This window comes from Sulfuritalea sp. (assembly GCF_031426875.1).
Taxonomy (GTDB): Bacteria; Pseudomonadota; Gammaproteobacteria; order Burkholderiales; family Rhodocyclaceae; genus Sulfuritalea.
Genome location: NZ_JASJPC010000001.1, coordinates 68,285 through 94,919 on the forward strand (window position 1 = coordinate 68,285; position 26,635 = coordinate 94,919).

30 protein-coding genes and 1 pseudogene are annotated in these 26,635 nt (G+C 64.1%); 10 read left to right on the forward strand and 21 right to left on the reverse strand.

What is annotated here, in order from left to right:
• The 4 genes and pseudogenes from ppdK to RMO95_RS00380 all read left to right on the forward strand — a co-directional run bounded on the left by ppdK (position 1) and on the right by RMO95_RS00380 (position 4,211).
• On the forward strand, positions 1–2,796 hold the full coding sequence (ppdK, locus tag RMO95_RS00365; protein WP_310448591.1) for a pyruvate, phosphate dikinase: 2,796 nt from the start codon (positions 1–3) through the stop codon (positions 2,794–2,796).
• Positions 2,797–2,841: 45 nt separating this feature from the next.
• Positions 2,842–3,306, forward strand: coding sequence for a tRNA adenosine(34) deaminase TadA (gene tadA, locus RMO95_RS00370; protein ID WP_310448592.1), 465 nt, complete (start codon positions 2,842–2,844; stop codon positions 3,304–3,306).
• 11 nt (positions 3,307–3,317) lie between these two features.
• Positions 3,318–3,794: pseudogene (locus RMO95_RS00375) on the forward strand (L,D-transpeptidase family protein); the annotation flags it as partial.
• A gap of 84 nt (positions 3,795–3,878) precedes the next feature.
• A complete protein-coding gene (locus RMO95_RS00380; RefSeq protein WP_409574914.1) occupies positions 3,879–4,211 on the forward strand; it encodes a GNAT family N-acetyltransferase in 333 nt (110 codons plus the stop codon).
• Here RMO95_RS00380 and RMO95_RS00385 read toward each other — a convergent pair.
• Both RMO95_RS00385 and RMO95_RS00390 read right to left on the reverse strand, forming a co-directional pair.
• On the reverse strand, positions 4,165–4,959 hold the full coding sequence (locus RMO95_RS00385; protein WP_310448593.1) for an NRDE family protein: 795 nt from the start codon (positions 4,957–4,959) through the stop codon (positions 4,165–4,167). The genes RMO95_RS00380 and RMO95_RS00385 overlap by 47 nt on opposite strands.
• A 13-nt stretch (positions 4,960–4,972) precedes the next feature.
• A complete protein-coding gene (locus RMO95_RS00390; protein WP_310448594.1) occupies positions 4,973–6,019 on the reverse strand; it encodes a folate-binding protein in 1,047 nt (348 codons plus the stop codon).
• A 102-nt stretch (positions 6,020–6,121) separates the two neighbouring features.
• On the opposite strand from RMO95_RS00390, the gene mltG reads away from it, so the two are divergent.
• From mltG to RMO95_RS00415, 5 genes are all read left to right on the forward strand, one after another.
• On the forward strand, positions 6,122–7,111 hold the full coding sequence (mltG, locus tag RMO95_RS00395) for an endolytic transglycosylase MltG (RefSeq protein WP_310448595.1): 990 nt from the start codon (positions 6,122–6,124) through the stop codon (positions 7,109–7,111).
• Entirely contained in the window at positions 7,112–7,729 is a 618-nt protein-coding gene (tmk, locus tag RMO95_RS00400) for a dTMP kinase (RefSeq protein WP_310448596.1), read from the forward strand.
• Between the two features lie 76 nt (positions 7,730–7,805).
• A complete protein-coding gene (gene holB, locus RMO95_RS00405) occupies positions 7,806–8,756 on the forward strand; it encodes a DNA polymerase III subunit delta' (protein WP_310448597.1) in 951 nt (316 codons plus the stop codon).
• Positions 8,757–8,764: 8 nt separating this feature from the next.
• Positions 8,765–9,538, forward strand: a complete 774-nt coding sequence (locus tag RMO95_RS00410) for a TatD family hydrolase (protein WP_310448644.1) — start codon at positions 8,765–8,767, stop codon at positions 9,536–9,538.
• Complete coding sequence (locus RMO95_RS00415; protein ID WP_310448598.1) at positions 9,531–10,160, forward strand: ankyrin repeat domain-containing protein; 630 nt, start codon at positions 9,531–9,533, stop codon at positions 10,158–10,160. The genes RMO95_RS00410 and RMO95_RS00415 overlap by 8 nt, the downstream gene beginning before the upstream one ends.
• A gap of 191 nt (positions 10,161–10,351) precedes the next feature.
• Here the strand turns inward: RMO95_RS00415 and nifS are convergent, their stop codons facing one another.
• The 10 genes from nifS to nifE form a co-directional block, all read right to left on the reverse strand.
• A complete protein-coding gene (gene nifS / locus RMO95_RS00420; protein ID WP_310448599.1) occupies positions 10,352–11,569 on the reverse strand; it encodes a cysteine desulfurase NifS in 1,218 nt (405 codons plus the stop codon).
• A gap of 10 nt (positions 11,570–11,579) precedes the next feature.
• Complete coding sequence (nifU, locus tag RMO95_RS00425) at positions 11,580–12,455, reverse strand: Fe-S cluster assembly protein NifU (RefSeq protein WP_310448600.1); 876 nt, start codon at positions 12,453–12,455, stop codon at positions 11,580–11,582.
• Between the two features lie 21 nt (positions 12,456–12,476).
• The gene (locus RMO95_RS00430; RefSeq protein ID WP_310448601.1) at positions 12,477–12,803 is read right to left on the reverse strand and encodes an iron-sulfur cluster assembly accessory protein; all 327 of its coding nucleotides are present in this window, start codon (positions 12,801–12,803) and stop codon (positions 12,477–12,479) included.
• Between the two features lie 155 nt (positions 12,804–12,958).
• Positions 12,959–13,300: a hypothetical protein gene (locus tag RMO95_RS00435; RefSeq protein WP_310448602.1), complete on the reverse strand. Its 342-nt coding sequence runs from the start codon at positions 13,298–13,300 to the stop codon at positions 12,959–12,961.
• Positions 13,297–13,587, reverse strand: a complete 291-nt coding sequence (fdxB, locus tag RMO95_RS00440; RefSeq protein ID WP_310448603.1) for a ferredoxin III, nif-specific — start codon at positions 13,585–13,587, stop codon at positions 13,297–13,299. Before fdxB ends, RMO95_RS00435 begins: the two co-directional genes overlap by 4 nt.
• A 4-nt stretch (positions 13,588–13,591) precedes the next feature.
• Positions 13,592–13,801, reverse strand: coding sequence for a CCE_0567 family metalloprotein (locus RMO95_RS00445; RefSeq protein WP_310448604.1), 210 nt, complete (start codon positions 13,799–13,801; stop codon positions 13,592–13,594).
• Between the two features lie 352 nt (positions 13,802–14,153).
• Positions 14,154–14,636 (reverse strand): NifX-associated nitrogen fixation protein, encoded by a 483-nt coding sequence (locus RMO95_RS00450; protein ID WP_310448605.1) that lies wholly within the window; start codon positions 14,634–14,636, stop codon positions 14,154–14,156.
• Positions 14,637–14,670: 34 nt separating this feature from the next.
• Positions 14,671–15,204 (reverse strand): NifB/NifX family molybdenum-iron cluster-binding protein, encoded by a 534-nt coding sequence (locus tag RMO95_RS00455; RefSeq protein ID WP_310448606.1) that lies wholly within the window; start codon positions 15,202–15,204, stop codon positions 14,671–14,673.
• Positions 15,110–16,507 carry a nitrogenase iron-molybdenum cofactor biosynthesis protein NifN gene (gene nifN, locus RMO95_RS00460; RefSeq protein ID WP_310448607.1) on the reverse strand — a complete coding sequence of 466 codons (1,398 nt, stop codon included), beginning with the start codon at positions 16,505–16,507 and terminating at the stop codon, positions 15,110–15,112. The genes RMO95_RS00455 and nifN overlap by 95 nt, the downstream gene beginning before the upstream one ends.
• Positions 16,500–17,924, reverse strand: coding sequence for a nitrogenase iron-molybdenum cofactor biosynthesis protein NifE (nifE, locus tag RMO95_RS00465; RefSeq protein ID WP_310448608.1), 1,425 nt, complete (start codon positions 17,922–17,924; stop codon positions 16,500–16,502). The genes nifN and nifE overlap by 8 nt, the downstream gene beginning before the upstream one ends.
• Before the next feature lie 212 nt (positions 17,925–18,136).
• Here nifE and RMO95_RS00470 point away from each other — a divergent pair, with 212 nt between their 5' ends.
• On the forward strand, positions 18,137–18,712 hold the full coding sequence (locus RMO95_RS00470) for a nitrogen fixation protein NifQ (RefSeq protein ID WP_310448609.1): 576 nt from the start codon (positions 18,137–18,139) through the stop codon (positions 18,710–18,712).
• Positions 18,713–18,880: 168 nt separating this feature from the next.
• On the opposite strand, the gene RMO95_RS00475 is transcribed toward RMO95_RS00470, so the two are convergent.
• The 9 genes from RMO95_RS00475 to nifH all read right to left on the reverse strand — a co-directional run bounded on the left by RMO95_RS00475 (position 18,881) and on the right by nifH (position 26,596).
• Positions 18,881–19,855, reverse strand: a complete 975-nt coding sequence (locus tag RMO95_RS00475) for a hypothetical protein (RefSeq protein ID WP_310448610.1) — start codon at positions 19,853–19,855, stop codon at positions 18,881–18,883.
• Complete coding sequence (locus RMO95_RS00480; RefSeq protein ID WP_310448611.1) at positions 19,852–20,607, reverse strand: 4Fe4S-binding leucine-rich repeat protein; 756 nt, start codon at positions 20,605–20,607, stop codon at positions 19,852–19,854. The genes RMO95_RS00475 and RMO95_RS00480 overlap by 4 nt, the downstream gene beginning before the upstream one ends.
• A 13-nt stretch (positions 20,608–20,620) precedes the next feature.
• Positions 20,621–20,917, reverse strand: a complete 297-nt coding sequence (locus RMO95_RS00485) for a hypothetical protein (protein ID WP_310448612.1) — start codon at positions 20,915–20,917, stop codon at positions 20,621–20,623.
• The gene (locus tag RMO95_RS00490; RefSeq protein WP_310448613.1) at positions 20,914–21,627 is read right to left on the reverse strand and encodes a dinitrogenase iron-molybdenum cofactor biosynthesis protein; all 714 of its coding nucleotides are present in this window, start codon (positions 21,625–21,627) and stop codon (positions 20,914–20,916) included. The genes RMO95_RS00485 and RMO95_RS00490 overlap by 4 nt, the downstream gene beginning before the upstream one ends.
• Positions 21,628–21,943: 316 nt before the next feature.
• Positions 21,944–22,141 (reverse strand): 4Fe-4S dicluster domain-containing protein, encoded by a 198-nt coding sequence (locus RMO95_RS00495; protein WP_310448614.1) that lies wholly within the window; start codon positions 22,139–22,141, stop codon positions 21,944–21,946.
• A gap of 14 nt (positions 22,142–22,155) precedes the next feature.
• Positions 22,156–22,380 carry a putative nitrogen fixation protein NifT gene (gene nifT / locus RMO95_RS00500; RefSeq protein WP_310448615.1) on the reverse strand — a complete coding sequence of 75 codons (225 nt, stop codon included), beginning with the start codon at positions 22,378–22,380 and terminating at the stop codon, positions 22,156–22,158.
• Between the two features lie 54 nt (positions 22,381–22,434).
• Complete coding sequence (gene nifK / locus RMO95_RS00505; RefSeq protein WP_310448616.1) at positions 22,435–24,003, reverse strand: nitrogenase molybdenum-iron protein subunit beta; 1,569 nt, start codon at positions 24,001–24,003, stop codon at positions 22,435–22,437.
• Positions 24,004–24,159: 156 nt separating this feature from the next.
• Entirely contained in the window at positions 24,160–25,641 is a 1,482-nt protein-coding gene (gene nifD / locus RMO95_RS00510; protein WP_310448617.1) for a nitrogenase molybdenum-iron protein alpha chain, read from the reverse strand.
• Positions 25,642–25,711: 70 nt separating this feature from the next.
• Positions 25,712–26,596, reverse strand: a complete 885-nt coding sequence (gene nifH / locus RMO95_RS00515) for a nitrogenase iron protein (protein ID WP_310448618.1) — start codon at positions 26,594–26,596, stop codon at positions 25,712–25,714.
• Positions 26,597–26,635: the final 39 nt, after the last annotated feature.

The following is a 26,635-nucleotide window of genomic DNA, read 5'->3' on the forward strand; positions in this document are numbered from 1 at the left end:
ATGAAACGGCAATGGGTGTTTGCCTTCGAGGAAGGTGATGGCAAGAACAAGATGCTGCTCGGCGGCAAAGGCGCGAACTTGTGCGAGATGACGCAGATTGGCCTCAACGTGCCACCAGGCTTCGTCATCACCACGGACGCCTGCCTCGCGTTCCTCGAAAAGGACCGCCTGCCCGAAGGCGCGCTGGATCAGACGCTGGCGCACATGAAGGCACTGGAGAAAAAGACCGGCAAGACCTTTGGCGGTGCCGACAATCCGCTGCTGGTTTCGGTGCGTTCGGGTTCTTCCATGTCGATGCCGGGCATGATGGACACCGTCCTCAATCTCGGCCTCAACCAGACCACCCTCAAAGGCCTGATCGCCCTGACCGGCAACCCGCGCTTCGGCTATGACGCCTGGCGCCGCTTCATCCAGCTTTTCGGCAAGATCGCACTGGGCATCGGCGACGAACACTTCGATGCGGCGATGGCGTCGATCAAGGCTCGCTACGGTGCCAGCCAGGACGTCGATCTGAAGGCCGAGCACCTGGCCGAACTCGCCACCGAATTTCTTGCCATCGTCGCCCGGCATACCGGCAAGCCGTTTCCGGAAGATCCCTATCAGCAGCTGGAAATCGCCATTGGCGCAGTGTTCCGCTCCTGGAACGGCAAGCGCGCGATCGACTACCGTCGTCAGTTCAAGATCACCAAGGAAATGGCCAGCGGCACCGCGGTCAATGTGGTGACCATGGTCTTCGGCAACATGGGCTCCGATTCCGGTACTGGCGTCGGCTTTACGCGCAATCCGGGCACCGGCGAAAACCTCATCTATGGCGAATACCTGGTCAACGCCCAGGGTGAGGACGTGGTGGCGGGCATACGCACACCGAAGGCGATTGCCGAGATGGAGCAGGAAATGCCGGAAATCTACCGGCAATTGCAGGAACTCCATGCGCGCCTCGAAGCACACTACGCCGAGGTCCAGGACTTCGAGTTCACCATCGAGAAGGGGCGCCTCTACTGCCTGCAGACTCGCAACGGCAAGATGAATGCACGAGCGATGCTGCGTACCTCGGTCGAGATGTACCGGGAAGGCCTGATCACGCGCGAGAAGGCCCTGATGCGGATCGACCCGACCCTGCTGGAACAGATGCTGGCGCCGCAGCTCGCGGCCGACTTCAAGGGCAAGCCGCTGGCGACCGGCCTGCCGGCTTCGCCCGGCGCGGCCTCGGGCAAGATCGTGTTCGACGCCGACTCGGCGGAGGAACGCGGCCAAGCCGGTGAGCGCATCATACTGGTGCGCGAGGAAACCAAACCGGAAGATATTCACGGTTTCTTCCAGGCGCAAGGCATCCTCACCAGCCGCGGCGGCAAAACCTCGCATGCTGCGGTGGTGGCACGCGGCATGGGCAAACCCTGTGTTTCCGGCTGCGAAGCGATCATCATCGACGACGTGGCGCGCCGCGCCGTGATCGGTGAGACCACCTTGCACGAAGGCGACGTGATCACCATCGACGGCAGCAACGGCAAGGTTTATGCCGGTGAAGTGCCCACCGTCGAAGCCGAGTTTTCGGAAGACATGGCGACCCTGCTGGGCTGGGCCGACGAAGTCGCGCGACTCAAGGTGATGGCCAATGCCGACACCCCGGACGACGCCGCGCGGGCGCGCAAGTTCGGCGCCATGGGCATCGGCCTGTGCCGCACCGAGCGCATGTTCAACAGTTCCGATCGCCTGCCCATCGTGCAGGAGATGATCCTCGCCGAAACCGTCGAGGAGCGTCAGGCCGCACTGGATAGGCTGCTTCCGATTCAGCGCGCCGACTTCAAGGGCATTTTCAAGGCCATGAAGGGCCTGCCGGTCACGGTGCGCCTGCTTGACCCGCCGATGCACGAATTCCTGCCGACGACGGCGCAACTGGAGCTGGAGATCGCCCACCTGCACCATATGCGGGATTCGATCAAGGCCATGGAAGAGTTGCCGGAAACACTCAAGCTGCTCAGTCCGCGCCTGTATCAGCAGTACTCGGACGGCCTGGGCAAGTTGTCGGTGAGCATGAAGGCGTTCAAGGACGGCCATCTTGAAGAAGATGCGATCCACAAGAAGGAAAAGATCCTCAAGAAGGTCCGCGCGCTGTCCGAGGTAAACCCGATGCTCGGCCACCGAGGCGTGCGCCTGGGCATTACCTATCCCGAGATCTACATGATGCAGATCCAGGCGATTCTGGAAGCCGCCGCCCTCTGCGCCAAAGAGGGCACCGAGGTCCATCCGGAAATCATGGTGCCGCAGGTGGCCACGGTCGAGGAGTTGTGCCGCATTCACAGCTACGTGAAACGCCTGCACAAGGTCGTCGAATTGACCCACGGTATCAAGGTGGACGTCAAGTTCGGCAGCATGCTGGAAGTCGTGCGGGCCTGTCTGCGCGCCGGACGCATGGCCGAGGATGCCGAGTTCTTCTCCTTCGGCACCAACGACCTGACGCAGGCCACCTTCTCCTTCAGCCGCGAGGATGCCGAGAACAAGTTCCTGCCAAGCTATATCTCGGAAGAAATCCTGCTGGACAATCCCTTCGAGGTGCTCGATCAGAAGGGTGTCGGCGAACTGATGAAACTGGCCGTAAGCGAAGGGCGCAAGACGCGTCCGGACCTCAAGGTCGGTATTTGCGGCGAGCATGGCGGCCACCCGGGGTCGATCCAGTTCTGCCACAGCATCGGCCTCACCTACGTGTCCTGCTCGGGACCGCGTGTGCCGATCGCGCGCCTGGCCGCAGCGCAGGCGCAATTGCTGGAGACGGGCGGCGCAGTCACCAAGAACGCCTAGCCGGGAAACCCCGCAGCGCATGGCAGCGATGCCATAATCAGCCCCATGGACGATGAGCATTTCATGGGGCTGGCGCTGGATCTGGCGCGCGAGGCTGGCGCCACCGGCGAGGTGCCGGTGGGCGCGCTGGTCGTGCTGGAAGGGGAGGTAGTCGGCCGCGGCTTCAACCAGCCGATCGGCCGCCACGATCCCACCGCCCATGCCGAAATCATGGCCTTGCGCGATGCCGCCACGCGTCTGGGCAATTACCGCCTGCCGGGCTGCACCCTGTATGTAACGCTGGAACCCTGCGCCATGTGCGCCGGCGCCATCATGCATGCGCGCATAGAGCGCGTAGTGTTCGGCGCGCGCGATCCGAAGACCGGCGCGGCCGGCAGCGTGATCGACCTGTTCGCCGAATCCCGCCTCAATCACCACACGACGCTTGTCGGCGGCGTGTTGGGCGAAGCTTGCGGCAGCCTGCTGTCGGGCTTTTTCGCGGCGCGCCGCGGACGCACGCTGGTCGCCTGAATCAAGCTGCCATGCAGATCCGCATCAGCCTGCCGCAGCAAAGCCTGGAACTGCATGACGAGCGCGGCATGCTGCTGTGCCGCTACGACGTATCCACCGCAAAGAATGGGGCCGGCGAGCAGAACGGCAGCTTTTGCACGCCGCGCGGCCGGCATATCGTGCGCGCAAAAGTTGGTGCTGGCGCCACGGCGAATACCGTATTCAGGCGTCGGCGGCCGACCGGCGAGGTTTGGACACCGCAACTCGCGGACGAATTCCCCGGCCGCGACTGGATTCTGACGCGCATCCTGTGGCTCTCCGGCAAGGAGCCGGGACGCAACCGGCTGGGCGAAGTCGACACCATGCGCCGCTACATCTATCTGCATGGCTCGCCAGACTCGGTGGCGATGGGTAGTCCCGGCTCGATCGGTTGTGTCCGCATGAGAAACGCCGACATCATCGAACTGTTCGACCGGGTGCCGGCATATACGCCAGTCGATATCGTCGAATTCGGCATCGAGACGGGCTCATGGAGCGAACTCGGCGGGCAGGCGCGATCGGTGCGCGAGACCGTGTTTGTCGAGGAGCAGCACGTGCCCCGCGAGCTCGAAATGGACGAGCACGATGCGGTGAGCCGCCATGTGGTCGCCCGTGATGCCGAGGGCAGCGCGATCGGCACCGGGCGGCGGCTGCCGGATGGCCACATCGGACGCATGGCGGTGCTGCCCGACTGGCGCGGCAAAGGCGTCGGCCGCGCCTTGCTGGAGCGTCTGCTGGAAGAGGCCGCAGGGCAGAACCTGCGACACCTGGCGCTGCACGCGCAGACCCAGGCCGGCGGCTTTTACCGGCGCTTCGGCTTTGTCGAGGAAGGGCCCGAATTCATCGAGGCCGGGATTCCGCACCGAACGATGGTGCGCTCAAGCTAAACCGATAGCATTGCCTTGGTCCGCGCTGTGCGCCCGGCAGCCAGGTCTGCTCGTCGAAGCCCGCCCAGCCATCCTGCCCGACGCACAACACCGTGGAACTGCGGGTACCGTAATTCGGCGATTTGACGAAGGCCGAGGACAGCAGGCGCTCCCAGTCGAGCGGGATCCCGGTCTGCGGCAATTCGTCGTCGGGATGGATGCCGTCGTCCTGGAGCAGCGCAAACAGCGCCTCATCGTCCGGCAGCCGTTCGAGGGCCTGTGCCAGCGCCGTCTTGCCAGCGCCAACTTTCGGCCATGGCGTATCCAGCAGGTGATTCGACACCCCATACACGCCCGGCTGCAGCGTACGCGCGGCACCGCCCATGTTGGACGACCACCACAGCGTGGCGCCGTCGCTCACCAGCAGGTTGTAGCCGTTGCATGCCCGGCCGTGAGCGGCGACGCGTTTGAGATAACTCTGCGGATCTTCGTCGCCGCACAGAAAATCCTTCACCAGTCCGCCGCGCGACGGCGCGCCACCGCGGTTCTGTGCCGGATCGCGGAAATTGGTCAGCGCCGCGAAGCGCCCGCTGCGCGTGACGCCCATCCAAGTGCCGCCGGCATCGAGGTCACGGCCGGCCAGCACTTGCGGTGCGTCCTGCCAGAAGGCCGCCGACGCGGTCGGCCGGGCGAAGAACTCATCGCGGTTGGCGGCCACCACCAGCGGGTAGTCAGGATGTACCCGCCAGGCGACGAGGATCAGGCACATCGATCAGCTCGGGTCAGTTCGCACCCGAGGGGGCTTCTTGCAGGGTGTAGGGCAGGGGCAGAAATTCCAGACGCTCGCCGGCCGGGGTGCCGACATGCACTTCACCGGCTTCCACGGCGCCGCTCTGGGCGCAGACCAGGCATTCGAAACCTCCGGCCGGGGAGGGCGCCAGGCTGACCACCGCGCCGCAGTGCTGGTCGCCGGTTTCTGGGGCATACACATGGGTGCCGGGAACCACCGCCGTCTCAAGCCTGGCGCGGTAGGTGCGCCGCTTGATCTTGCCCAGATACTGTGTCCGGGCGACGATTTCCTGACCCGGATAACAGCCCTTGCTGAAACTGACGCCGGCGACCGCAGGCAATTCCATGTTCAGCATCTGCGGCACGAAGGCTTCCTGGGTCGCTGCGACCACGCGCGGCTGGCCGGCAGTGATTTCCAGCCATTGCCATGCGGCCAGGCCCACCGGCCGGGCTGTCGCCGCCAGTTGCTGCCAGCGTGGGCCGATCGTGGCGGCATCGAGCGCCAGCATCCAGCGCCTGTCGTCGAGCCGGATCGCCTGTCCGCCATCGATTGGGGAGACACCGAAGCGCGGCAAACCGGCCGCCGCTTCGCCAAGAGTTGGCGCTGGCGACACGCCTATTGCAGCCGCGTAGCCGAGCAGGATCCGTTCGGCGCTGGCATCGGTGAGTTTCACCTTCGAGCGCAGCACGTACATCGACAGCTTCTTCAGAATCATGGGCAGGATGTCGCGCGGCAACATCAGCAGGAAGTCGTCGCCGTCGCGCCAGATCAGCAGCAGCGCCAGCAGGCGTCCCTTGGCGGTGCAGAAGCCGGCAAAGCGGCCGCCTCCGGCGGTGATGCCCTTGATGTCGTTGGTCAGCAGATTGTGTAGAAAATTCGCAGTATCGGCGCCACTGGCGCGGATCAGGCCGAGGTCGACGAGCGGGGCGAGAACGGCGCCGCCTTGTGCCGCGGCAAGCTCTTCTGCGGCAGCGCCGAAGCTGCTGCCATCCGTCGCCAGGCCTTGGCTGGCAAAGAAGGAAATTGTTTCTTCGGTCATGGAATTCGTCCGGGTTGATCAGTAAGTTGACAGTGCTATTATCGCGGCAACGTTGCAGATTGCGCCCATCCGGCCCTTATTCAAGTCCTGCCTGGTCTCTCCATGCGTACATTCAAGCTAATCCTGTTATTGGTGATTCTCGGATTCGTCGGAGTCATCGTGGGTTCGAGCTGGTTTTCGGTACGCCATTTGCCGATGCGCAGCGATCCGACCGCTTTTTCGATACCACCGGGCTCCAGCCTGCGGTCTGCGGCGCAGATCATCGAAACGGCCGGCGTCGATCTCCCTGCCTGGCAACTCGAACTGCTGGGACGCGTTCTCGGCCGATCGTCGAAGATCAAGGCCGGCAGCTATGAAGTCGAAGGCGGCCTGACCGCGCTGTCACTGCTCGACAAGCTGACGCGCGGCGACGTAACCCAAAGCGAAATCGTGCTGGTCGAAGGCAAGACCTTCCGCCAGTTCCGTGCCGCACTGAATGAACATCCTGGCCTTTCCCATGATTCGCTGAAATTGAGCGACGCCCAGATACTCATGCATGTGGGCGCCAAGGAACGCCACCCGGAAGGGCTGTTCTTTCCCGATACCTACCTGTTCGACAGGGACAGCAGCGATCTCGACGTGTATCGCCGTGCCTACCGGGCGATGCAGTCCAGGCTCGCCATCGCATGGGGGGGGCGCGAAAGCACGCTTCCCTTGAAGACTCCGTACGAGTTGTTGATTCTGGCCTCGATCGTCGAGAAGGAAACCGGGACGCCGGCGGATCGTCCGCAGATCGCCGCGGTATTCGTCAATCGGCTGCGGCGCAGCATGCTGCTGCAAACCGATCCCACGGTGATCTACGGTCTGGGTCCGGCCTTCGACGGCAATTTGCGCAAGAACGATCTGCTGACCGATACGCCATGGAATACCTATACGCGTCCAGGTCTGCCACCGACGCCGATCGCCATGCCGGGACTTGCCTCGCTGCAGGCGGCGGCAAAGCCGCCTCCGAGCGACATGCTGTATTTCGTTGCCCGCGGCGACGGATCGAGCGAGTTTTCGGCCTCGCTCGACGAACACAACAGCGCCGTCGCGAAATACCAGAAGCAATAGGTGGGAACCTCGCGCGGTCGCTTCATCAGCTTCGAAGGCATTGACGGTGCCGGGAAAAGCACCCAGCACGCCTGGATGATCGAGCACCTGCGCCAGCAGGGGCGGACGGTGGTCGCCACCCGCGAACCCGGCGGTACGCCGCTGGGCGAGAAGCTTCGTGCCCTGCTGCTGACGGATTCCATGCACCTGGAAACCGAAGCGCTGCTGATGTTCGCAGCACGTCGCGAACATATTGCGCAAGTCATCGAACCGGCACTGGCCCGCGGCGAGTGGGTCGTCTGCGACCGTTTCGCCGATGCCTCGTTTGCCTATCAGGGAGGAGGGCGCGGACTCAGCTGGAAGAAACTGGAAGAACTCGCGCATTGGGTGATGGGCGACCTGCAGCCGGATCTGACGCTGATTTTCGACGCGCCGGTGGCCGTTGCCCAGCAACGCCTGCATGCGGCGACCACCCAGCCGGATCGCTTCGAGCAGGAACAGGCAGGATTTTTCGAGCGCGTACGTTCAGCCTATCTGCGCATCGCCAGCGAAAACCCCGGGCGCGTGCGGATAATTGACGCTACGCAGACGCCAATAGTTATTAACAAAGTACTTGAGAATATAGTTGCATCACTCTGATTTAAAAAATATTAGCTGGAACGAAATAGTCAAAGAGCAGCTGCTTGGGCAGGGTCTCGACCGGCTTCCGCACGCCATGCTGCTGGTCGGTCCCGCGGGAGTCGGCAAGGCCGCCTTCTCCGAACAGATCGCCGCGCTGCTGCTTTGCGAGTCCCTCGCGCCCGGCCCCACGGCCTGCGGCGAATGCCACGCCTGCCGCTGGCTGGAAGCCGGCAATCATCCGGACTTTCGCCGGATTGCGCCGGACGGCGATGACGAGCCCGAGGACGCCGGCAACGACAAGGCCAAGAAGCGCGGCTCGAGTGTTATCCGCATCGACCAGATTCGCGAACTTGAGGCCTTCGTTTTTGTCGGAAGTCATCGAGAAGGCAACCGCGTGGTGCTCATCACGGAAGCCGAGGCAATGCATGGCCCGGCGGCAAATGCACTTCTTAAAATACTAGAAGAACCTCCTGCAAGTGTTTATTTTATATTGGTGTCAACCAGGTCAAAATCTCTGTTGCCCACCATTCGCAGCCGCTGCCGGGTGATCCCGTTTGGCGCACCGGATGCTGCCTCGGCGGCGGCCTGGCTGGCGGATGCCGGACTCGAAAAGCAGGCCAGGCGCTACCTCGATCTGGCCGGCGGGGCGCCGATGCGAGTCGCGCAATGGAAGGATCAAGGGCAGTTGGCACCGATCGACGCGCTGGTCGATTCCCTGATTGCACCACCGGCCGATCCGATCGCGCTCGCTGCGCGCTGGGACGGCCTGCTCAAAGGTGACGGCCTGTTTCGCATGGAAAACCTGGTCGAAGGCGTGCAACGCTGGCTGTTCGACCTCGCGCAGGAGCGCATTGCCGGCGAGGTTCGCTATCACGGCGGCTGGCCGCGACCGAAAGACGTGCAAACCCTCAATCCGCGCGCCCTGCTGGCGGCCTGGCGCGAGATCGGCCAATTTCGCCGCAGCGCGCGCCATCCCTTGAATCAATTGCTGTTTCTTGAAAGTCTCGCCGCCCATTTCCTGCGCGGCCTGCGACCTGCAAATTGATGAACGCCTTGTTGGTCGATTCCCACTGCCACCTCGATTTTCCTGAATTCCAGGGACGCGAGGATGAACTGGTGGCCGCCATGCAGGCAAATCAGGTCGGCTGGGCTCTGGTCGCCGGGGTCACCCTGGAGCGTTTTCCGGGAGTGCTGGCGCTGGCCGAGCGCTTTCCCCGGCTGTATGCCGCGGTCGGCGTTCATCCCGATACCCAGGACGGCCAGGAAGCCGACGAAGAAACCCTGCTACGCCTCGCCGATCACCCCAAAGTTGTCGCAATAGGCGAGACAGGGCTGGATTACTACCGTCTGGAAGGCGACCTGGAATGGCAGCGCGAGCGCTTTCGCACCCATATCCGGGCCGCACGAAAGTGCCGCAAGCCATTGATTATCCATACAAGAGAGGCGGCGGCCGATACCTTGTGCATCCTTGAAGAGGAGGGCGCCGGCGAGGTCGGCGGGGTCTTCCATTGCTTCACGGAAAACCGTTCGGTTGCCGAAGCGGCCCTCGCGCTGGGTTTTCACATCTCCTTCTCTGGCATCGTCACCTTCAAGAATGCGCTGCAAATCAAGGAAGTGGCCACCCTGGTGCCGCTCGATAGGCTGCTCGTGGAAACCGATGCCCCCTACCTGGCACCCGTGCCGTATCGAGGAAAACTCAATCACCCGGCACTGGTACGCCACGTCGCCGAGGAAGTCGCAAAGCTCCGGGGCATCGGTGTCGAGGAGTTGGCAGATGCCACCACAAGCAACTTCTTCCGCCTGTTTGGCGTCGATAAAAATGCGTAACTTACTAATAATACTAAGTATATTATGCTTCACCGGACTGGCTCGCGGCGGCGCCTACGATGACATCCTCGCCGCGGCCAACGACAACGACACTGCAACCGTGGTGGACCTGCTGAAGCGCGGCATGGACGTCAACACCTCCGACCGCGCCGGATCGACCCTGCTGATGATCGCCGCCCGCACCGGCAACCTGCAACTGCTGCAAACCCTGCTGGCCAATCGGGCCAACGTCAACCGGCGCAATCAATACGGCGATTCGGCGGTAATGGTGGCTGCTCTCAATGGAAAACTGGAAGCGGTCAAGGCATTGCTCGAACACGGTGCCGAACTCAATACCAGCGGCTGGACAACGCTGCATTACGCGGTTTTCGGTGGCGATACGGAGGTGCTCGCGTTGGTGATCGCCAAGGGCGGAAAGCTCGATGCACGGGCGCCAAACGGGCAAACCGCTTTAATGCTCGCGGTCAAGAACGGCAAGCTTGAAGTGGTACGACAATTGATCGATGCCGATGCGGATATGGATATCGCGGATTTCGAAGGCGTCACGGCGATCAAGCTGGCACGGAAGCTCGGCCATGACGACATCGCCAGCTATCTACGCTCGGTGGGCGCGGTCGAATAACCCGGCTGTCGTTCCTGGGGGCTTTTGGAGGATCTGATCGCCTTGTTATTCGCATTCTATACTTCGCATAATTGGCATTATGTAAAATAATAACGGCGCGGTTTGTGCGTCAGATCAAACCAGATCAAGCGACACTGCGCGCGCAGCCATGTCGCGAATCCGCCGAAATCCATGTGATTGCAGCGGACTGCTCAGGCGTACTCGGGCCGAAACGCCTGTTCCGGATTCGGCACCGGACCTTCGCCGCTCCAGTACGGCGACAGCTTTCTCAGTTGCGCAATGACGGGCGGCACGGCGGCGATGACGCGGTCGACCTCCTCTTCGGTGTTGTAGCGAGACAGCGAAAAGCGGATCGTGCCGTGCGCGGCCGTGTAGGGAATGCCCATCGCGCGCATCACGTGCGAAGGTTCCAGCGATCCCGAGGTGCAGGCCGAGCCGCTCGATGCGGCGATGCCCTGCTTGTTGAGCATGAGCAGGATGCCCTCGCCTTCGACGTACTCGAAGGCGATGCTGGCGGTGTTGGGCAGGCGGTAGAGCGTGTCGCCATTGACGAAGGCGTTGGGCACTTTCGCCAGGACGCCGCGCTCCAGCCGATCGCGCAGACGCTTGACCACGGTGTTCTCGGCTGCCATGTGCTGCATCGCCAGCTCGCAGGCGACACCGAGGCCGACGATGGAAGCCGAGTTTTCCGTGCCGGCGCGCCGGCCGCGCTCCTGGTGGCCGCCGCGCAATAGCGGGCGAAAACGCGTATTGCGGCGGACGTAGAGCACGCCGATGCCCTTGGGCGCGTGCAGCTTGTGGCCGGAGAGCGAGAGCATGTCGATCTTGGTGCTCTTGAGGTCGATTGCCAGCTTGCCCACGGCCTGCACAGCGTCGGTGTGGAACATGATGCCTTTCTCATGGGCCATCTCGGCCATTTCCTCGACCGGGAAGATGGTGCCGGTCTCGTTGTTGGCCCACATCACCGAGACGATGGCGACGCGGTCACCGAATTGTCCTAGCAGGGACTTGTACTCGTCCAGATCGACGCGCCCCTTCTTGTTGACCTTCAATTTGTGCACGACGTAGCCCTCTTTTTCGAGCTGGTCGCACAGCGTCAGGATCGCCGGATGCTCGACCACCGTGGTGATGATCGTGCGCCGCTCGGGCTGGGCCTTGATCGCCGAGAGGATGGCGGTCGAATCCGACTCGGTGCCGCAGGAAGTGAATACGATTTCCGAATCGTGGGCCGCACCGAGCAGGGTCTGCACCCTGCCCCGCGCTTCCTTCAGCGCCTTGCCGACCTGAGCGCCGAAGCTGTGGATCGACGAGGCGTTGCCGAACTGCTCGGTGAAGAAAGGCAGCATGGCCTGGACCACCGCCGGATCGCAGGCCGTGGTGGCGTTGTTGTCCATGTAGATCGGGTTCATCGCGATTTCCTCAGTGATTGGCCATGGCGCCGACGGGCAGCACCTGCACCAGCTCGCCCAGCGCCTCGACCAGCTTGTGCTGGATGCCGCCGAGGGTCGCCGCTTCCATCTGGCAGCCCTGGCAGGCGCCGGACAGCGCGACATAGATCTTCTTGCCGTCGACCTCGATCAGCGTCACGTCGCCATGGTCGCGCTGCAGCATGGGGCGGATGGCTTCGAGCGTGTCCTCGATCTTGCGGATGCGCTGGTAGTTGGTCAGTTGCGGCTTGACGGGCGACTCCGCTGGAATCTTCTTCACTTTGGGCTCGCTCGAATACAGGCGGCCATTCACGGCAATCAGCACGTCCTCGATTTTCTCGTGGCAGGCCGAGCAGCCGCCGCCGGCCTTGGTGTAGTTGGTGACTTCCTCGCGCGTTTTGAGGCCGTTGGCGCGGATGGTGTCCTCGATCATCACGGCGTCGATGGCGAAGCACTTGCAGACCAGGTCACCTTCTTCGTGGTCGTCGCTCCAGACCTCGCCGCGGTAGTTGGCCACGGCGGCCTGCAGCGCCTCGCGGCCCATCACCGAGCAGTGCATTTTCTCCGGCGGCAGGCCGTCGAGGTAGTCGGCGATGTCCTGGTTGCTGACCTTCAAGGCGTCATCCAGCGTCTTGCCCTTGATGATCTCGGTCAGCGCCGAGCTCGAAGCGATCGCCGAGCCGCAGCCGAAGGTCTGGAAGTGCGCGTCCTCGATGACCTCGCTTTCCGGGTTCACTTTCAGCATCAGGCGCAGTGCGTCGCCGCACTTGATCGAGCCGACATCGCCGGTGCCATTGGCATTTTCCAGCGGGCCGGAGTTCCTCGGGTTGAAGAAATGCTCGCGGACTTTCTCGGAGTAGTCCCACATGGCCGTGCTCCTAAACGTAAGTCAGGCGGAAAACGACTGGCCACAGGCGCAGCCGCCGGTGGCGTTCGGGTTGTTGAACTTGAAGCCGGTCTGCGTCAGGCTGTCGACGAAATCCACGGTCAGGCCTTCCAGCATCGGCCGGCTCATCGGGTCGACCAGCAGCTTGGCGCCGGCGCCGATGTCGAATTCGTAGTCGTCCTCGGCCTTGTCCTGCTCCAGGCGCAAACCGTACTGCAGGCCCGCACAGCCACCGCCGGAAACGAAGATGCGCAAGCCGGCGACCGGATTCTCGGCGCCCTTGATGAAGCGGTTGATGGCTTTCGATGCGGCGGGAGTCAGATTGATCATGGCGTTTCTCCTTGGGGGCGGGGTGTCGTGGGTTGTCGTCGTTGGGCTGCGTCAGGCGATATGGCGCAAAGCCCGTGCCACGTCGGCAACTTGTTGTTTTTGCGAAAGTTGGCGCTGGCGACACGGCGGCCTTGTCGCAAACATGACAAGCGTACTCAGTCGGGTTTGGCGATCAGGTTGGGCTCGCACCGGAGTGCCGGTGGCAAGCCCCAGACTCCCAGCGTGTCCATCCAGAAACCTTGCCGCGTCGGATGGTCGACCAGCAGATCGCATTCGCCATAGACGTGGCCGTCGGGCCGCAGGACGAGTTGCACGTTGCGCCCGGCGCATTGCCAGCGCGCCAGCAGCGCATCAAGGCCGCTGAGCGGATCGCGCTGCCGATCGAAATGCGCCGACTCCCAGACCAGGCCCGGCAGCTCGACGCCGTAGCGCAAGGCCTCGGCGCGCAGCCGCGCCAGCACGGCCTCGCCGGCGGCGCGTGCCGAATCGGGACTCACGCTTCCGCGCTGGAATAGCTGTAACAGCCCTTGGGACAGACGCGGCCGCAGGAGCCGCAGCCGATGCAGTCGCCGCCGTCGGCGATGGTCATGACCATCATCTGGTCGTCGTCGTAGTCCTCGTCTTCATCCATCTGGTCCTCGCCGCGCTCGACCAGATCGAGCACGCTGCGCGGGCAGACCTTGTAGCAGCGGCCGCAGCCAATGCACTTCTTCGGGTCGATGGCCATGGCGAACTGCGGCGTCCATGCGCTGCCGCCGCGGGTACGGCCGGTGATCGTGTTCATGATGTCAGCCTTTCTGCGCTGCCTGCAGCCGCGCGCTGGCGTCCGCCCAGGCCCGGCAGGCCTGCAACGTGCCCTGCGAGATTTCGGGAATTTCGGCATAGCCCGCCGGCAGCCGGTCCTCGACCAGGTCGTGCAGCTTTCCTGCCCATTCGCTGGCGATGCGCTTGAGTTTCCTGACCTCCTTGTCGAGGTCCTTGAGTTCTTCGTCGGTCATGTCTTTGCTCCATCACGCGTTGCGCCATCCGCGACGCTGGAAACCCCTTGTTGGTTGGCTGGCGGCGGCGCGCGCCGGGGGCGACAGGGGGCCGCCATCGCTCATGTCACCCGGACCGGGCTGCGCCCGGTCCTCCTTCTTTACTTCGCCATGGCGGCCCCCTGCCCCCCCCGGCGGGATACGCCCGCGGCTCTTCACCTCCAAACACCCACGGCGTGTCCCGAACGGAACGGTGGGGTGCTCTGCAAAGCGAAGTAAAGAAGGAGGAGGCGCCGGAACGGCGCCGACGGGTGACATGAGCGGCGCAGAGCACCCCTCCGTCCCGTTCGCGCAACAGACGCCAAGTTTCATTTCAAAGCCCTGCCACTTCCGGATACTTGCCGATGATTTCCAGCGCGACGCCGAGATACTTATCGGCCTCGGTCTTCATCTTCGACAGGCTCTCGAAGCCGAAACGATGCACGTCGCGCAGGGTGCGGTCCATCACCACCAGCTTGCCGACCACGATCAGCGCGCGGCCGAAGCCTTCGTGCGTCAGTTGCACGAAGGGCACGGCCATCAGGCTGCATTCCTTTTCGATCAGTACCGCGATCGCGTTGTGAAAGGATTTGACGCGCGAAATGATCTGGTCGTCGGGATCGCCGATGACCGGGATCTCGCGCTTCCTCTCCTTGGTCAGCACATAGCTGTCGAGGATCTGCTGCGGCGTCTTGCCGTCCCACTGGCCGTAGCTGTCGAGCGCGCGCGTCTGGCGCAGCATCTCGACAATGAAGTCGGTCTGGTAGATCGGGTCGTCGGTGGTTTCGGCGGCGAGGGTAAGGGCAGCAGCATTCATGGTGTTTCTCCGTAGGTGGATGGTGTGCGGTACTTCATTCTTCCCAGGCTTCCGTGGCCATGCGCTCGAAGCGCGCGGCATCGCCGCCCGCGCGCAGCGCCTTGTCCACCCAGGGAATGCCGCCGTCCCTGATGGCCGCGCTGACCTGCTTCAGCAGCGCGTCGATCGGCGTTTCGTCGTCGAGGCGCACCGGCTGCACGCCGGCAGCCAGCAGCTGCTTGACCGCCGAGCCACCGGCCGCCAGGCAATACACGGCAGCGCAACCGGCCAGCGCGGCGATTTTCGCGAGCAGCTTGTTTTCGTTGCCGTCCATGGTCTCGGGCGGGAATTCGGCGAGCTCGACCAGTTGCCAGCGTTCGCCGTCGAAGGCATGGATGGCGAAGCCGACGGCGGCGCCGAAGTGCTGGTTGACCGTGGCGCGGTCGTCGCTGGCGAAGGCGAGCCTGAGCATGGCCGGCTTGTTTGACATCGCGCTAGTGGCGGACCAGGCCAGCGCCAGCCGGCGTCCGTTCTTGCGGATCGAGGCCGGCGTCGGTGCGGTAGATGGATCGATAGGCAGGGGTGTCATGGTGGTTGCCCAGGAAAAGATTGGCGATGTCGAACAGCGCCGCGCGCGCGCCGCGATAGCCGACCCAGGTCCGCGCGTAGCCGCCGACCCAGTCGTATTGCGGAAAGCCGGCGCGCAGCAACGGTATCTGCAGGCGCTCGGCGGCCTGCGCGGCGTGGGAATTGGAGATCAGCAACTGGGCGCGGCCGGCCAGCGCGCCGCGTTCGAGGTCTTCGAGGTCGCCGATCTGCACCGCGTGCGAAGGCATTCCGGCCAGCACCTCGGCGCGCGCCGGAGCGACCGCCGAAACAATTTCTGCGCCGACGCCGGCGAGGAAAACCCCGAGCCCCAGCAGCAGGTCGGGATCGGCTGCGATGCCGACGCGCAGGAAGCCGGTCATGAAATGGGTATCGACCATCGCGTCCTGCAGTTGCGCGCGCTGGCGGTCGATTTTCGCCGGCACCGCCTGGCCGGAAATCTGCGCCAGCGCCATCGTGAAGGCGTCGCAGGCGTCGAGCCCGAGCAGGTGGTCGAAGCGATGGTCGGGCACGCCGGTCCGCGCTTTCAACAAGTCCGCCGCCTTGTGCAGTGAGCGCCCGATGACCAGCGTCGCCGCCGATTCGCCCATGCTGGCGATTTCATTCTTCGGCGTGCCGCCCAGCGTCAGCGGCGTGCTCTCCGCATCGACCAGATGGCCGTCGAGCGAATCGCCGATGTCGGGCAGCATCACCGGGCGCAAGCCGAAGGCCTCGATCCAGTCGCGGATCGCCTCGGTGTCGCCGGGCGTCAGCATGGACGAACAAAGGACGTTGACCTGTTTCTTGCGCCGTCCCGCCAACGCCGACTCTTGCACCATCACATCGATGATGGCTTCCATGGCCAGCGCAAAGCCCGATTCGAGGCAGCCGGAAAAATCCGGCGTATTCACCGGCACCACGGCCGTCGCGGCGAATTGGGGATGTTTCTCGCGGAACTCGCGCACCAGGCGCTTGATGTCCACGCCCTGGGTCTCCGACAAACCCGTGGTCGGCAGGCCGATCACGTCGGGCGCATTCTTTTCGCAGATCACGCGCAGGCCTTCGATCACGTTCTCGTCGGCGTTCATGATGGTCGACACCTGGTCCATGGCCGTGGTCTGCAATGGAATCGGCTCGCGGAAATGGCGCACGAAGAAGACCTTGCCGAAGGCCGTGCAGCCCTGCGAGCCATGCAGCATGGGGATGGCGTTCCGCAGGCCGAGGAAGGCCAGCGCCGCGCCTGTCGGCTGGCTGGCCTTGAGCGGGTTCACCGCGAGGGCTTTGCTGCGTTTGAGGATTTCAGCCATGCCCGGCCTCCAAGGCAGAGAGAGGCTCGCCGACGGCCTTCTGCGCCGCCCACGGCGCGGGCTTGCGCACCTTGTCCCAGACCGGCGCTTCGAGCGTCAGCGCGAGCTGGCGCACCAGTTCCAGCATGCCTTCGTAGCCGGCGTAGCCGAACTCGCGTTCCTGATTGATGTCGAGGAAGGGGATGCGGGCTTTCAGCGCCGTGTAGAGATTGCGCCCGCCGGCGATCAGGATGTCGGCCTGGTAATCCTTGTAGGCCTGCAGCAAGGCCTTGGGGCTGCTGTCGGTGATCATCTTCGCGTCCTCGCCCATGATCTCGCGGATGCGCGCCTTGTCTTCCTCGGTGGACTTGTTGGTGCCGGTGGCGACCACGTTCATGCCCAGGTCCTGCAGGGCCGATACCACCGACCAGGACTTGACGCCGCCGGTGTAGAGCAGCACGCGCTTGCCCCTGAGGCGTTCGGCCCAGGGTTCCAGCGCCGTGCGGATGCGCGTTTCCTCGCGTGCGATCAGCGCCTCGGTGCGCGCCGTAAGGTCGGCGTCGCCGAGCAGGCGGGCGAAATCGCGCAAGGCCTGCGAGGTGTCGGTAATGCCGTAGAAGCTGCCCTCGAAGAAAGGCACGCCGTAATCGGTTTCGAGTTTCCTCGCGACATTGAGCAAGGCCTTGGCGCAGACCACCATCGAGGCTTTGGCACGGTGCATGGTCTGCACTTCGTGGAAGCGCGCGTCGCCTGACAGCGCGGAGAGGATGCGCAGGCCCAGTTCGTCGAACAGCGGCGCCACGTGCCAGAACTCGCCGGCGATGTTGTATTCGCCGATCAGGTTCACGTCATGCACGGTGATGCCGGGACGCTGCGCGCTTTCCGGCACCGGCTCCGGCTCGCGGGTGCCGATCACGTGCCTGAACATGGCCTCGCCGGCAATGCGGTTGCCGAGGTTCTTGGTGCCGTAGAAGCCGGCGCAATCGACCGGCACCACGGGCACGCCCCACAGTTCGGTGGCGGCTTTCGCCACGGCGCCGAGGTCGTCGCCGATCAGCGCCGGAACGCAGGTCGAATAGAGGAACACGGCCGACGGGCGGTAGTCGTCGATGGCCTGCTTGATCGCATGGAACAGCCGCTTCTCGCCGCGGCCCATGACGATATCCTGCTCGGTGAGGTCGGTGGTCATGCCGATGCGGTAGAGCGTCGGGCCGGAAGAGCGCGTGCCGCGGTTGTCCCAGCTCGACCCGGCGCAGGCGATCGGGCCGTGCACGATGTGGGCGACGTCGGCAATCGGCAGCAGCGCGATCTGCGCGCCGTCGAAGGAACAGCCGCCGGCCGTGGCGCCCGGCTTGGTCTTGGCGCAGCCGGACTTCTCCTTCTTGTTGTGGGCGCAGGCGGGCTCGTTCAGCAGTTCGGCGATCTCAAAGGCTTTCATCGTGGGCCTCGCGGGTTGGCCAGTGGGTTGCAGTCTGTTTCGCAAGCCTCGTGCCAGGGCGCAAGCCCTTGACGGCGCTGAAGAGTTGGTGCTGGCGACACGGCGATGCGACAGGCCGCACATTGTTTTGTCGGATTTGCTACAGGCGCTTGCCGATCCCGCGTAGCGGCGCGGCTTTGGCGCCTGGCATTGTTCATGCACCACCGATCGCCATGAACGCCACCGACCTGCGCCCTCACCTGCTGGCCTTCGCCAGTTATCCGGATCTGCCCGAGACGTTGGCGCTGGCCGGCACCATCGCGCTGGCGCCGCACCGGCGCGGGCCCTGGCGCGCGCCGGTCGCCGGCCTGGCCGCGCGCGATCTCGATGCGGTGCTGCTGACCTACTTCCCCGCCGCGGCGCCCTTGCGCCCGCTGCTGCACATCTGGCGCGAACAGGCCGAGGCCGAGGCGCGCGCCGGCATGGACGAATTCGACGAGTTGGTGGCCCTGCTGCTGGCGCACCGCACCAGCGACGCGCCCGACTCGCGCTGGCTGGCCCACGCCATCGCCACTGCGAGCATGGCCGATAACCACCTCTGGCAGGACCTCGGCCTGCCCAGTCGGGTCGAACTCAACGCCCTGATGCAGTCGCGCTTCACGGCGCTCAAGACGAAGAATGCCGGCGACATGAAGTGGAAGAAGTTCTTCTACCGCCAGCTTTGCGAGCAGGCCGAGGTGCTGATCTGCAAGTCGCCGAGTTGCGCCGCTTGCTGCGACTACTCGCTCTGCTTCGGCCCCGAAATCTGAGGGCTTGTGAATAAATCTACTGCGCGTACCGGATCGGGGCTTGGGCGGCTCATTTGGCAAACCCGGCTATCCTCATGTACAACAACGTACATTCCGGTAGCTGCGCTCCGGCCGCGCCCCGCTGCGGCCCGCTCGCTACGATTTCTTCACAAGCTCTGAAGCAGTGGCTCAGAAACCATAGGGCTGGTACAGCCACTCCTTGACCACCGCGGCATCGCGGTCTGGCAGGTAATGGAAGCCGGCCTGCAGGTCGTCGATCACGGCAGCGGCCAGCGCGTGCGGCGCGCTGCGCGTCGTCAGCATGTGGAAGAACCAGGCCATCGGATAGCCGACGGCCTTGTCGTAGCGCGCCAGCGCATCGCGCAGCGCCAGGCCCTGCATGCCGAAGGTGGCGGCGAATTTGGGCGGCTCGCCGTTCAGCGCGGCGACGGGCTTGGCATGCAGTACGGGTTGCCGGTAGCGGTCGAGATGTTCGCGCAGCGCCAGCACCCAGTGGTTGGAGAACTGCGTGACGGCGCCGGCGCTGGATTTTCCCCAGGCCGCGATGAATCGATGGATGGGCTGCGGCTCCGGCTTCTGGGCGCGCATGCGGGCGACGAAATCGTCGATCGGAGTCAGCCGGCGCAGCGCCAGGAAGGGTGCCCCCAGCGGCCGCGCGGCCGCGCCACAACCGTTCTCGCCGCCGCGCGGATCGACCAGTTCCTCGATGCCGGTCGGCAAGGTGTCGCCCGCGAACAGCGCGTGACAAACCACTTCCTGCAGTTCCTCGATTTCGATCTGGACGAAATCGGTGGTCTGAGGTCCACTGGCGGCGACGAAGTAATGCGTGCGGCCGGAGAGCCGCGTCGCGCGCAGGCCGCGACCGGCAAAGTCCTCGTACAGCACGCTCATATCATCGCCGCGCGCGGCGAGCTCGGCGCCGGCCCACTGTTCCAGGTCGTCGGCCAGATGCACGCCGGCCGCATCGACCACGCCGCCGAGGCGATACCAGCCGCCACGCGCCAGCACTTCGCGGAAGACCAGCTCGGGGGCCAGCGCCGACAACGCGCGCGCCAGCACGTCCGGCCCGGCCGACGCCGGCACCCGCACGCAGAGTTCGGCTATCCTGCGCGACAGTTCGTTCCATGTCGTCTGCTTGTTCATTTCGGCTGCTCCGTTGTTCCTGTGCCCTGCCGCAGGCGCTCCCGCGCCGCACGGCGGACCTCGGCCTCCGCATCGTCGAGCCGCCCGCGCACGGCATCCATCGGCGCTTGCTGTACCGCGGCCAGCCTCACCAGCCAATCGTCGTCGTCGAGCAGCCGCAGGGCTTCCTGCGGCAGGGCGCGCTCGGCAACGATGCGCCGCACCTCGACCTCGGGATCTTCCAGCAAGCGCGCCAGGGCGAAGGCCGGCAGACGGCGCGCCACGGTCTTGCGCACTTCGCGCTCGGGGTCGTCGATCAGGCGCGACAGCTTGCCGTGCGGGAGGCGCCGCGCCACCACCACGCGCACCATGTAGTCGGGATCGCCGGCCATTTTCAGCAACTGCTCCGGCGCCAATCGCTGCGCCACCGTAATGCGTACTTCGCGGTCGGGGTCGCGCATCAGGACGGCCGCGTCTTCCGGCGCCAGGCGCGAGGCGACGACGCGGCGCACCGCTTCGTCGCGATCGGTCACCAGCGCGGCGATCGCGGCCAGCGGCGCGTAGCGCACGGCGATGGCGCGGCGTTCCCAGAATTCGTCTTGCAGAAAGCGTTCCGCGTGCTGCGGATGGCGCTTGAGGAAACGGTCGATGCGCCGCCCGCTGTGCGCCATGACGCAGGCATCGTGCGGATCGCAGGCGCCGCCGGCGCGCAGGGTCGCGGCGTAGCTGCAGTGCGCGCAATGCGGCGCGTCTTGGCCCGCGGCGGCCAGCATGCTGCGTTCGCGCCTAGTCGCCGGCCGCATCGAGTGGACCAGCCAAAAGCGCCACCACCAGTCCGCTCGCCGCCGCTGCGTCGCGCGTCAGCGTGACGCAGTGCGCGCCGGTGTCGAGGTAGTACAGATTGCAGCGGGCATTGCCATGTGCCGGCGGCAGCCTGGGCGGAAGGTCGTCGTCGCTGCAGACCACCACGCGCAGGCCGCCGTACTCGGCACGCAGTTGGTGCTGCAGGTCGATGTCGGCCAGCTTCGGGTTCGCCGCGGCGACCGAAGCGGCAACGCGCTCGAGCATGCCGGCGGCGATCATGTCTCGGCGTCCTCCGCCGCGGCGACGAATTTCGCCAGCGAGCCGGCCTCGACGCCCATGGCGCGGGCCAGCCAGGGTGGCGGCGAGTTCAAGGCCTGTTGTAGCTGGACGAGAGTATCAAGCGCCGTACCGCCAGCGCCGACTTTCACCGGATGGATGTTGGCCCGTACCACCTTGGCCGTCGCGGGGCCGCCGATGGATTGCACATAGACCACCTGGCAATCCTTGATCAGCGCGGCGCGCGCGACGTTGCGGTCCTCGGCGTGGTCGGCTTCCAGGGTCGGGCGCAGGTCGATCAGGCGCGCCGCGGCGGGCGACACCTGGTAGATCAGGAAGCGCTCGCAGGAACCGAAATGGCCGTCGAGCAGTTCGCCGCTGTTCGAGGCGCAGGCGACGCGGATCGAACCGGGCAGGTCGCCATCGGCATAGGATTCGGGCGCCGGCAGATCGCTGCCGCTGACACCTTCGCCCCAGAGCAGGCGCACGGCCTGTTTGAGCTGGTCTTTCGGCGTACCGGTCTCGACGACGTCGTCGCCTTGCAGGATCAGTTGCAGGTCGGCGACCGTCACGGTCTTGAGCTTGGCTTCGGTCAGCGGCAGGTCGAGACGCGCAGCCAGGGCCGAAACCAGCTCCCTGACCGGCAGTTCGTCCAGCTCGCGGGCGGCCAGGGCCACGCGCAGCGCCGCTTCGCGGGTGATGGATTGTGACATTGGGCTACTCCTTTCGAGCGCAGCGAGCCAGATAGTCACCTCCCCTTGAGGGCATGTGCGCTGACTTGATCGCGCCGACGCCCGCCTCCCTCCCCTTCAAGGGGAAGGTCGCATGCAACGTTTGCGATTGGGAGGCCGGGGTGGGGATGGGGGGAAATGCCGCGGATACTCGCCCCATCCCCCACCTAACCTCCCCCTTGAAGGGGGAGGAACAGGGCAAGCGCGGAGCACTGCTCCGCGCCGCCGTAGCCGGCTGGCTGTGCAAAGCCAGCCGTGGAACGGCCGGGAGGAGGCGGGCGTTAAATTGCATGGTGTATCAGAGATACACGATGCAGGCGTCGCCGGCCGGACAGGCATCGAGGCAGGCCGGCGAATCGTGTTCGTCTTCGCACTCGGTGCAGGTCTCGACGTTGATCTTGAAAATGCTGCCCTTGTCGGTGATCGAGGTGGTCGGGCAGACCGGCTTGCAGTCGCCGCACGAGGTGCATTCGGCCTGGATGATTTTCATTGCCATGATGTTTCTCCCGGTTATTCAGCCGCATCCACCCGCCGCGCCCGCAGCGAGATGGGAAAGCGCGCAGGGACGGCCTGCGGCTCGATGTAGTAAACGCCGCCGTTGTTGAGCCTGATCTCGCCGCCCCACTTCTCGGACGTGTCGAACTCCATCGCGACGATGGCGTCCTCCAGGTCGCGCTTGGGCAGGTAGAACGAGTAGGCGCCGGTGGCATTCTTTGCGACCATGATGTTGGCCATGATGATTTCCCTCTCCTCCAGTCCCTCTCCCGCGAAGGGAGAGGGAAGTGAAGGTCAGCGTATGAGATCGAAGTTGTAGTCCGTCGTGCCCATGCCCATGGTGTCGGCGTCGAGCTTTTCGAGCACTGCATTGGTCAGCGTGGTCACCACCTGCATGGCACCCTCATAGCCGATCGTCGTCTGCCGGTGCAGGTGATGACGATCGAACAGCGGGAAGCCGATGCGGATCAGCGGCACTTCGAACTCGGGGCCCTTGTGCAGGGTGTCGCGCTGGATGAACTTGCCGTAGCTGTTGCCGATCAGGAAATCCGGCTTGTCGGTGAAGCACAGGCTGCGCATGTGCCACAGGTCTGCGCCCGGATAGACCTTGCCATTGACGCCGAAGGGGCTCTCGGCCAGCAGTTTTTCCATGGCCTTGACCCAGCGCTTGCTCGAATTGTTGCAGACGATGTGGGTCGGCTCGGCGCCGCATTCGAGCAGGATCTTGACCATGCCCATGACGAAATCCGGATCGCCGTAGAGCGCGAACTTCTTGCCGTGCAGCCAGGCGTGCGAGTCGGACATGATGTCCACCAGGCGGCCACGTTCCTTGGCCAGCGATTCGGGGATAGGCTTACCGGTCAGCTCGGAGACCTTCATCAGGAACTCGTCGGTCCAGTCGATGCCCATCGGGATGTTGAGTTTGGGCACTTCGTGGTTCCAGGTGTTCTCGACGTACTTCCTGGTCTTCTCCAGTTGCCAGGGCTGGATCAGGATAGTGCTGACGGCATTGGGCGCATCCTTGATCTCGGCCTGGGTAGTGCCGCCCGAGTACATGCGGAATTCGCCGTCGGCCGGGGTGTCGAGCACTTCGCTCGGATCGGACAGCAGCGTCGCCTCGACGTCCATCTCGGCCATCATGCGCTTGATGACGCGGAAGTTGCCGAGGTAAGTCTCGAAGCCGGGCACGAAGTTCAGCTTCTGGTTCGAACCGACCACCTTGCCTTCCATGGTGTTCAGCGTGAAGGAGCGCATGATGCCTTCGAACATGTTGTCCCAGCCGGTGACGTGCGAGCCGACGAAGGACGGCGTGTGGGCGAAAGGCACCGGGAAGTCCTCGGGAATATGCCCGGCCTTCTTGGTGTTGGTGATGAAGGCGTTGAGGTCGTCGCCGATCACCTCGGCCATGCAGGTGGTGGACACCGCGATCATTTCCGGCTTGTACATGGCTTTGGCATTTTCGAGGCCGTCGAACATGTTCTTCTGGCCGCCGAACACCGCCGCGTCTTCCGTCATCGAATCCGAGACGCAGGAGATCGGCTCCTTGAAGTGACGGTTGAAGTAGCTGCGGAAGTAGGCCACGCAACCCTGCGAACCATGCACATAGGGCAGCGTTTTTTCGAATCCAAGAGCACACAGAACAGCACCCAGCGGCTGGCAGGCCTTGGCCGGATCGACGGTCAGCGCCTCGCGCTTGAAGTTGAGCTCCTGGTATTCCTTGCTCGTGGTCCATTTGAAGACTTCCTGCACTTTCTCGGCCGGATGCCTTTCTTCGAACAGGTCCTGCTTGTTCTTCAGCGAGGCCTTGTAGTCGTCGTCGCGGAACAGTGGGTAACAGGGCTTGATTTCATCTACGGTTTGCATCTTCATCTCCTTTGCCTGCGCCACTCATTTGTGGACGCGAGCGCAAGTTGAAATTCAATAAACCTTTTTTGCCACAGAGATCACAGAGGACACAGAGTTAAAGGCAAGGCGCAAGGGTTTTCTCTGTGCTCTCTGTGTCCTCTGTGGCTAATGGCTTTACGCAGCTTTCGGCAGTTCTTCAGTCTCGGCTTCCGGCTGCTTCAGCCAGGGCGCGACCTGCTTGGTCCAGCACGGATTGGAAATCGCCATGTCCATGTCGCGGGCGAAGATGGCGAAGCCGTCGTAGCCGTGATAGGGACCGGAATAATCCCAGGAGTGCATCTGGCGCAGCGGGATGCCCATTTTCTGGAACACGTACTTTTCCTTGATGCCGGAACCGACCAGGTCGGGCTTCAGTTTCTTGACGAACTCCTCCAGCTCGAAGCCATTGGCATCGTCATAGAGCAGCGTGGCGTTGCCCATGTCCTTGATGGTGCGGTCGTAGTCGTCGTTGTGGCCGAACTCGTAGCCGGTGCCGATGACTTCCATGCCGAGGTCCTCGTAGGCGCCGATCACATGGCGCGGACGCAGGCCGCCCACATACAGCATCACGGTCTTGCCCTGCAGACGCGGCTTGAACTTGGCGATCACGGCTTCCATCATCGGCTGGTATTTGGCGATCACGCGCTCGGCGCCGGCCTTGATGGTGTCGTCGAAATGCGCGGCGATGGCACGCAGGGATTCGGCGATCTTGGTCGGGCCGAAGAAGTTGTATTCGAGCCACGGTATGCCGTACTTCTCTTCCATGTGGCGGCTGATGTAGTTCATCGAGCGGTAGCAGTGCAGCAGGTTCAGCTTCACCTTCGGCGTCTTTTCCATTTCCGCCAGGGTGCCGTCGCCCGACCACTGGGCCACCACGCGCAGGCCCATTTCCTCGATCAGGATGCGCGAGGCCCAGGCGTCGCCGCCGATGTTGTAGTCGCCGATGATCGACACGTCATAAGGCGTGGACTCGAAGGGCTGGCCGTCGCGCGCGTCGAGCACCCAGTCGCGGATCGCGTCGTTGGCGATGTGGTGGCCGAGCGACTGCGAGACGCCGCGGAAACCTTCGCAGCGCACCGGGACGATGGGCTTCTCGATTTCCTTGGCGGCCTTCTTGGCCACCGCCTCGATGTCGTCGCCGATCAGGCCGATCGGGCATTCCGACTGCACCGAGATGCCCTTGTGCAGCGGGAACAACTGTTCGATTTCGCCGATCAGCTTGGTCAGCTTCTTGTCGCCGCCGAAGACGATGTCCTTCTCCTGGAAATCCGAGGTGAAGTTCATGGTGCCGAAGGTGTCCACGCCGGTGGTGCCGACGTAGTAGTTGCGGCGTCCGGCGCGCGAATACTGGCCGCAGCCGACGGGGCCGTGCGAGATGTGGATCATGTCCTTGATCGGCCCCCAGACCACTCCCTTGGAGCCGGCGTAGGCGCAGCCGCGCACGGTCATCACGCCGGGCAGCGACTTGCGGTTGGAGGTGATGCACTTCTTCGATTGGTCGACCGACTGGTCGTTGACCGCCAGGTGCTTGGCGCGGTCCTTCTTCGCCTTCTCGGGATAGACCTCGAGCACCTCCTGGATCAGGGCCTCGGTCTGTTCGCGTGTCAATGTAGACATATGCTTCTCCTTGTGGGGCGCCGGCACTCATGCGTGCACGGCGCCCGTGAAATTACGGAGGAATACTTCGTCAGGCGGCGGCGAGTTCCGCCGCGGTCTTGCCGATGATGGCGGTGTCTTCGACGTCCATGATGCCGAACTCCATCAGCAGCGCTTCGAGCTCGTCCATGGTGATCGGGGTCGGGATCACGAACTTCTTGTTCTCCACGATCTTGTTCGCCAGGGAGCGGTATTCGTCGGCCTGCTTGTGCGTCGGGTCGTACTCGATCACTGTCATGCGGCGGATTTCGGCGTGCTGCACGGCGTTGTCGCGCGGAATGAAATGGATCATCTGGCTGCCCAGCTTTTCGGCCAGGGCGATGATCAGTTCGTCTTCGCGGTCGGTGTTGCGGCTGTTGCAGATCAGGCCGGCCAGACGCACGCCGCCCGAGTTGGCGTATTTGACGATGCCCTTGGCGATGTTGTTGGCGGCATACATGGCCATCATTTCGCCGGAGCAGACGATGTAGATTTCCTGCGCCTTGTTCTCGCGGATCGGCATGGCGAAACCGCCGCAGACCACGTCGCCGAGCACGTCGTAGAAAACGAAGTCGAGGTCGTCGGTATAGGCGCCTTCTTCCTCAAGGAAGTTGATCGCGGTGATCACGCCGCGGCCGGCACAGCCGACACCGGGCTCCGGGCCGCCGGATTCGACGCACTTGATGCCGCCGTAGCCGACCGACAGCACGTCTTCCAGTTCGAGGTCTTCCACCGAACCGGCTTCCGCCGCCAGTTCCATGACCGAGTTCTGCGCCTTGGCGTGCAGGATCAGGCGGGTGGAGTCGGCCTTGGGATCGCAGCCGACGATCATCACCTTCTTGCCGGCTTCGGCCAGCGCGGCGACGAGATTTTGCGTGGTGGTAGACTTGCCGATACCGCCTTTGCCATAGATGGCGGCCTGACGAAGTTTTGCCATGATGCGCTCTCCTTGTTGAGGTCCTGCGTTGAAGTCCTG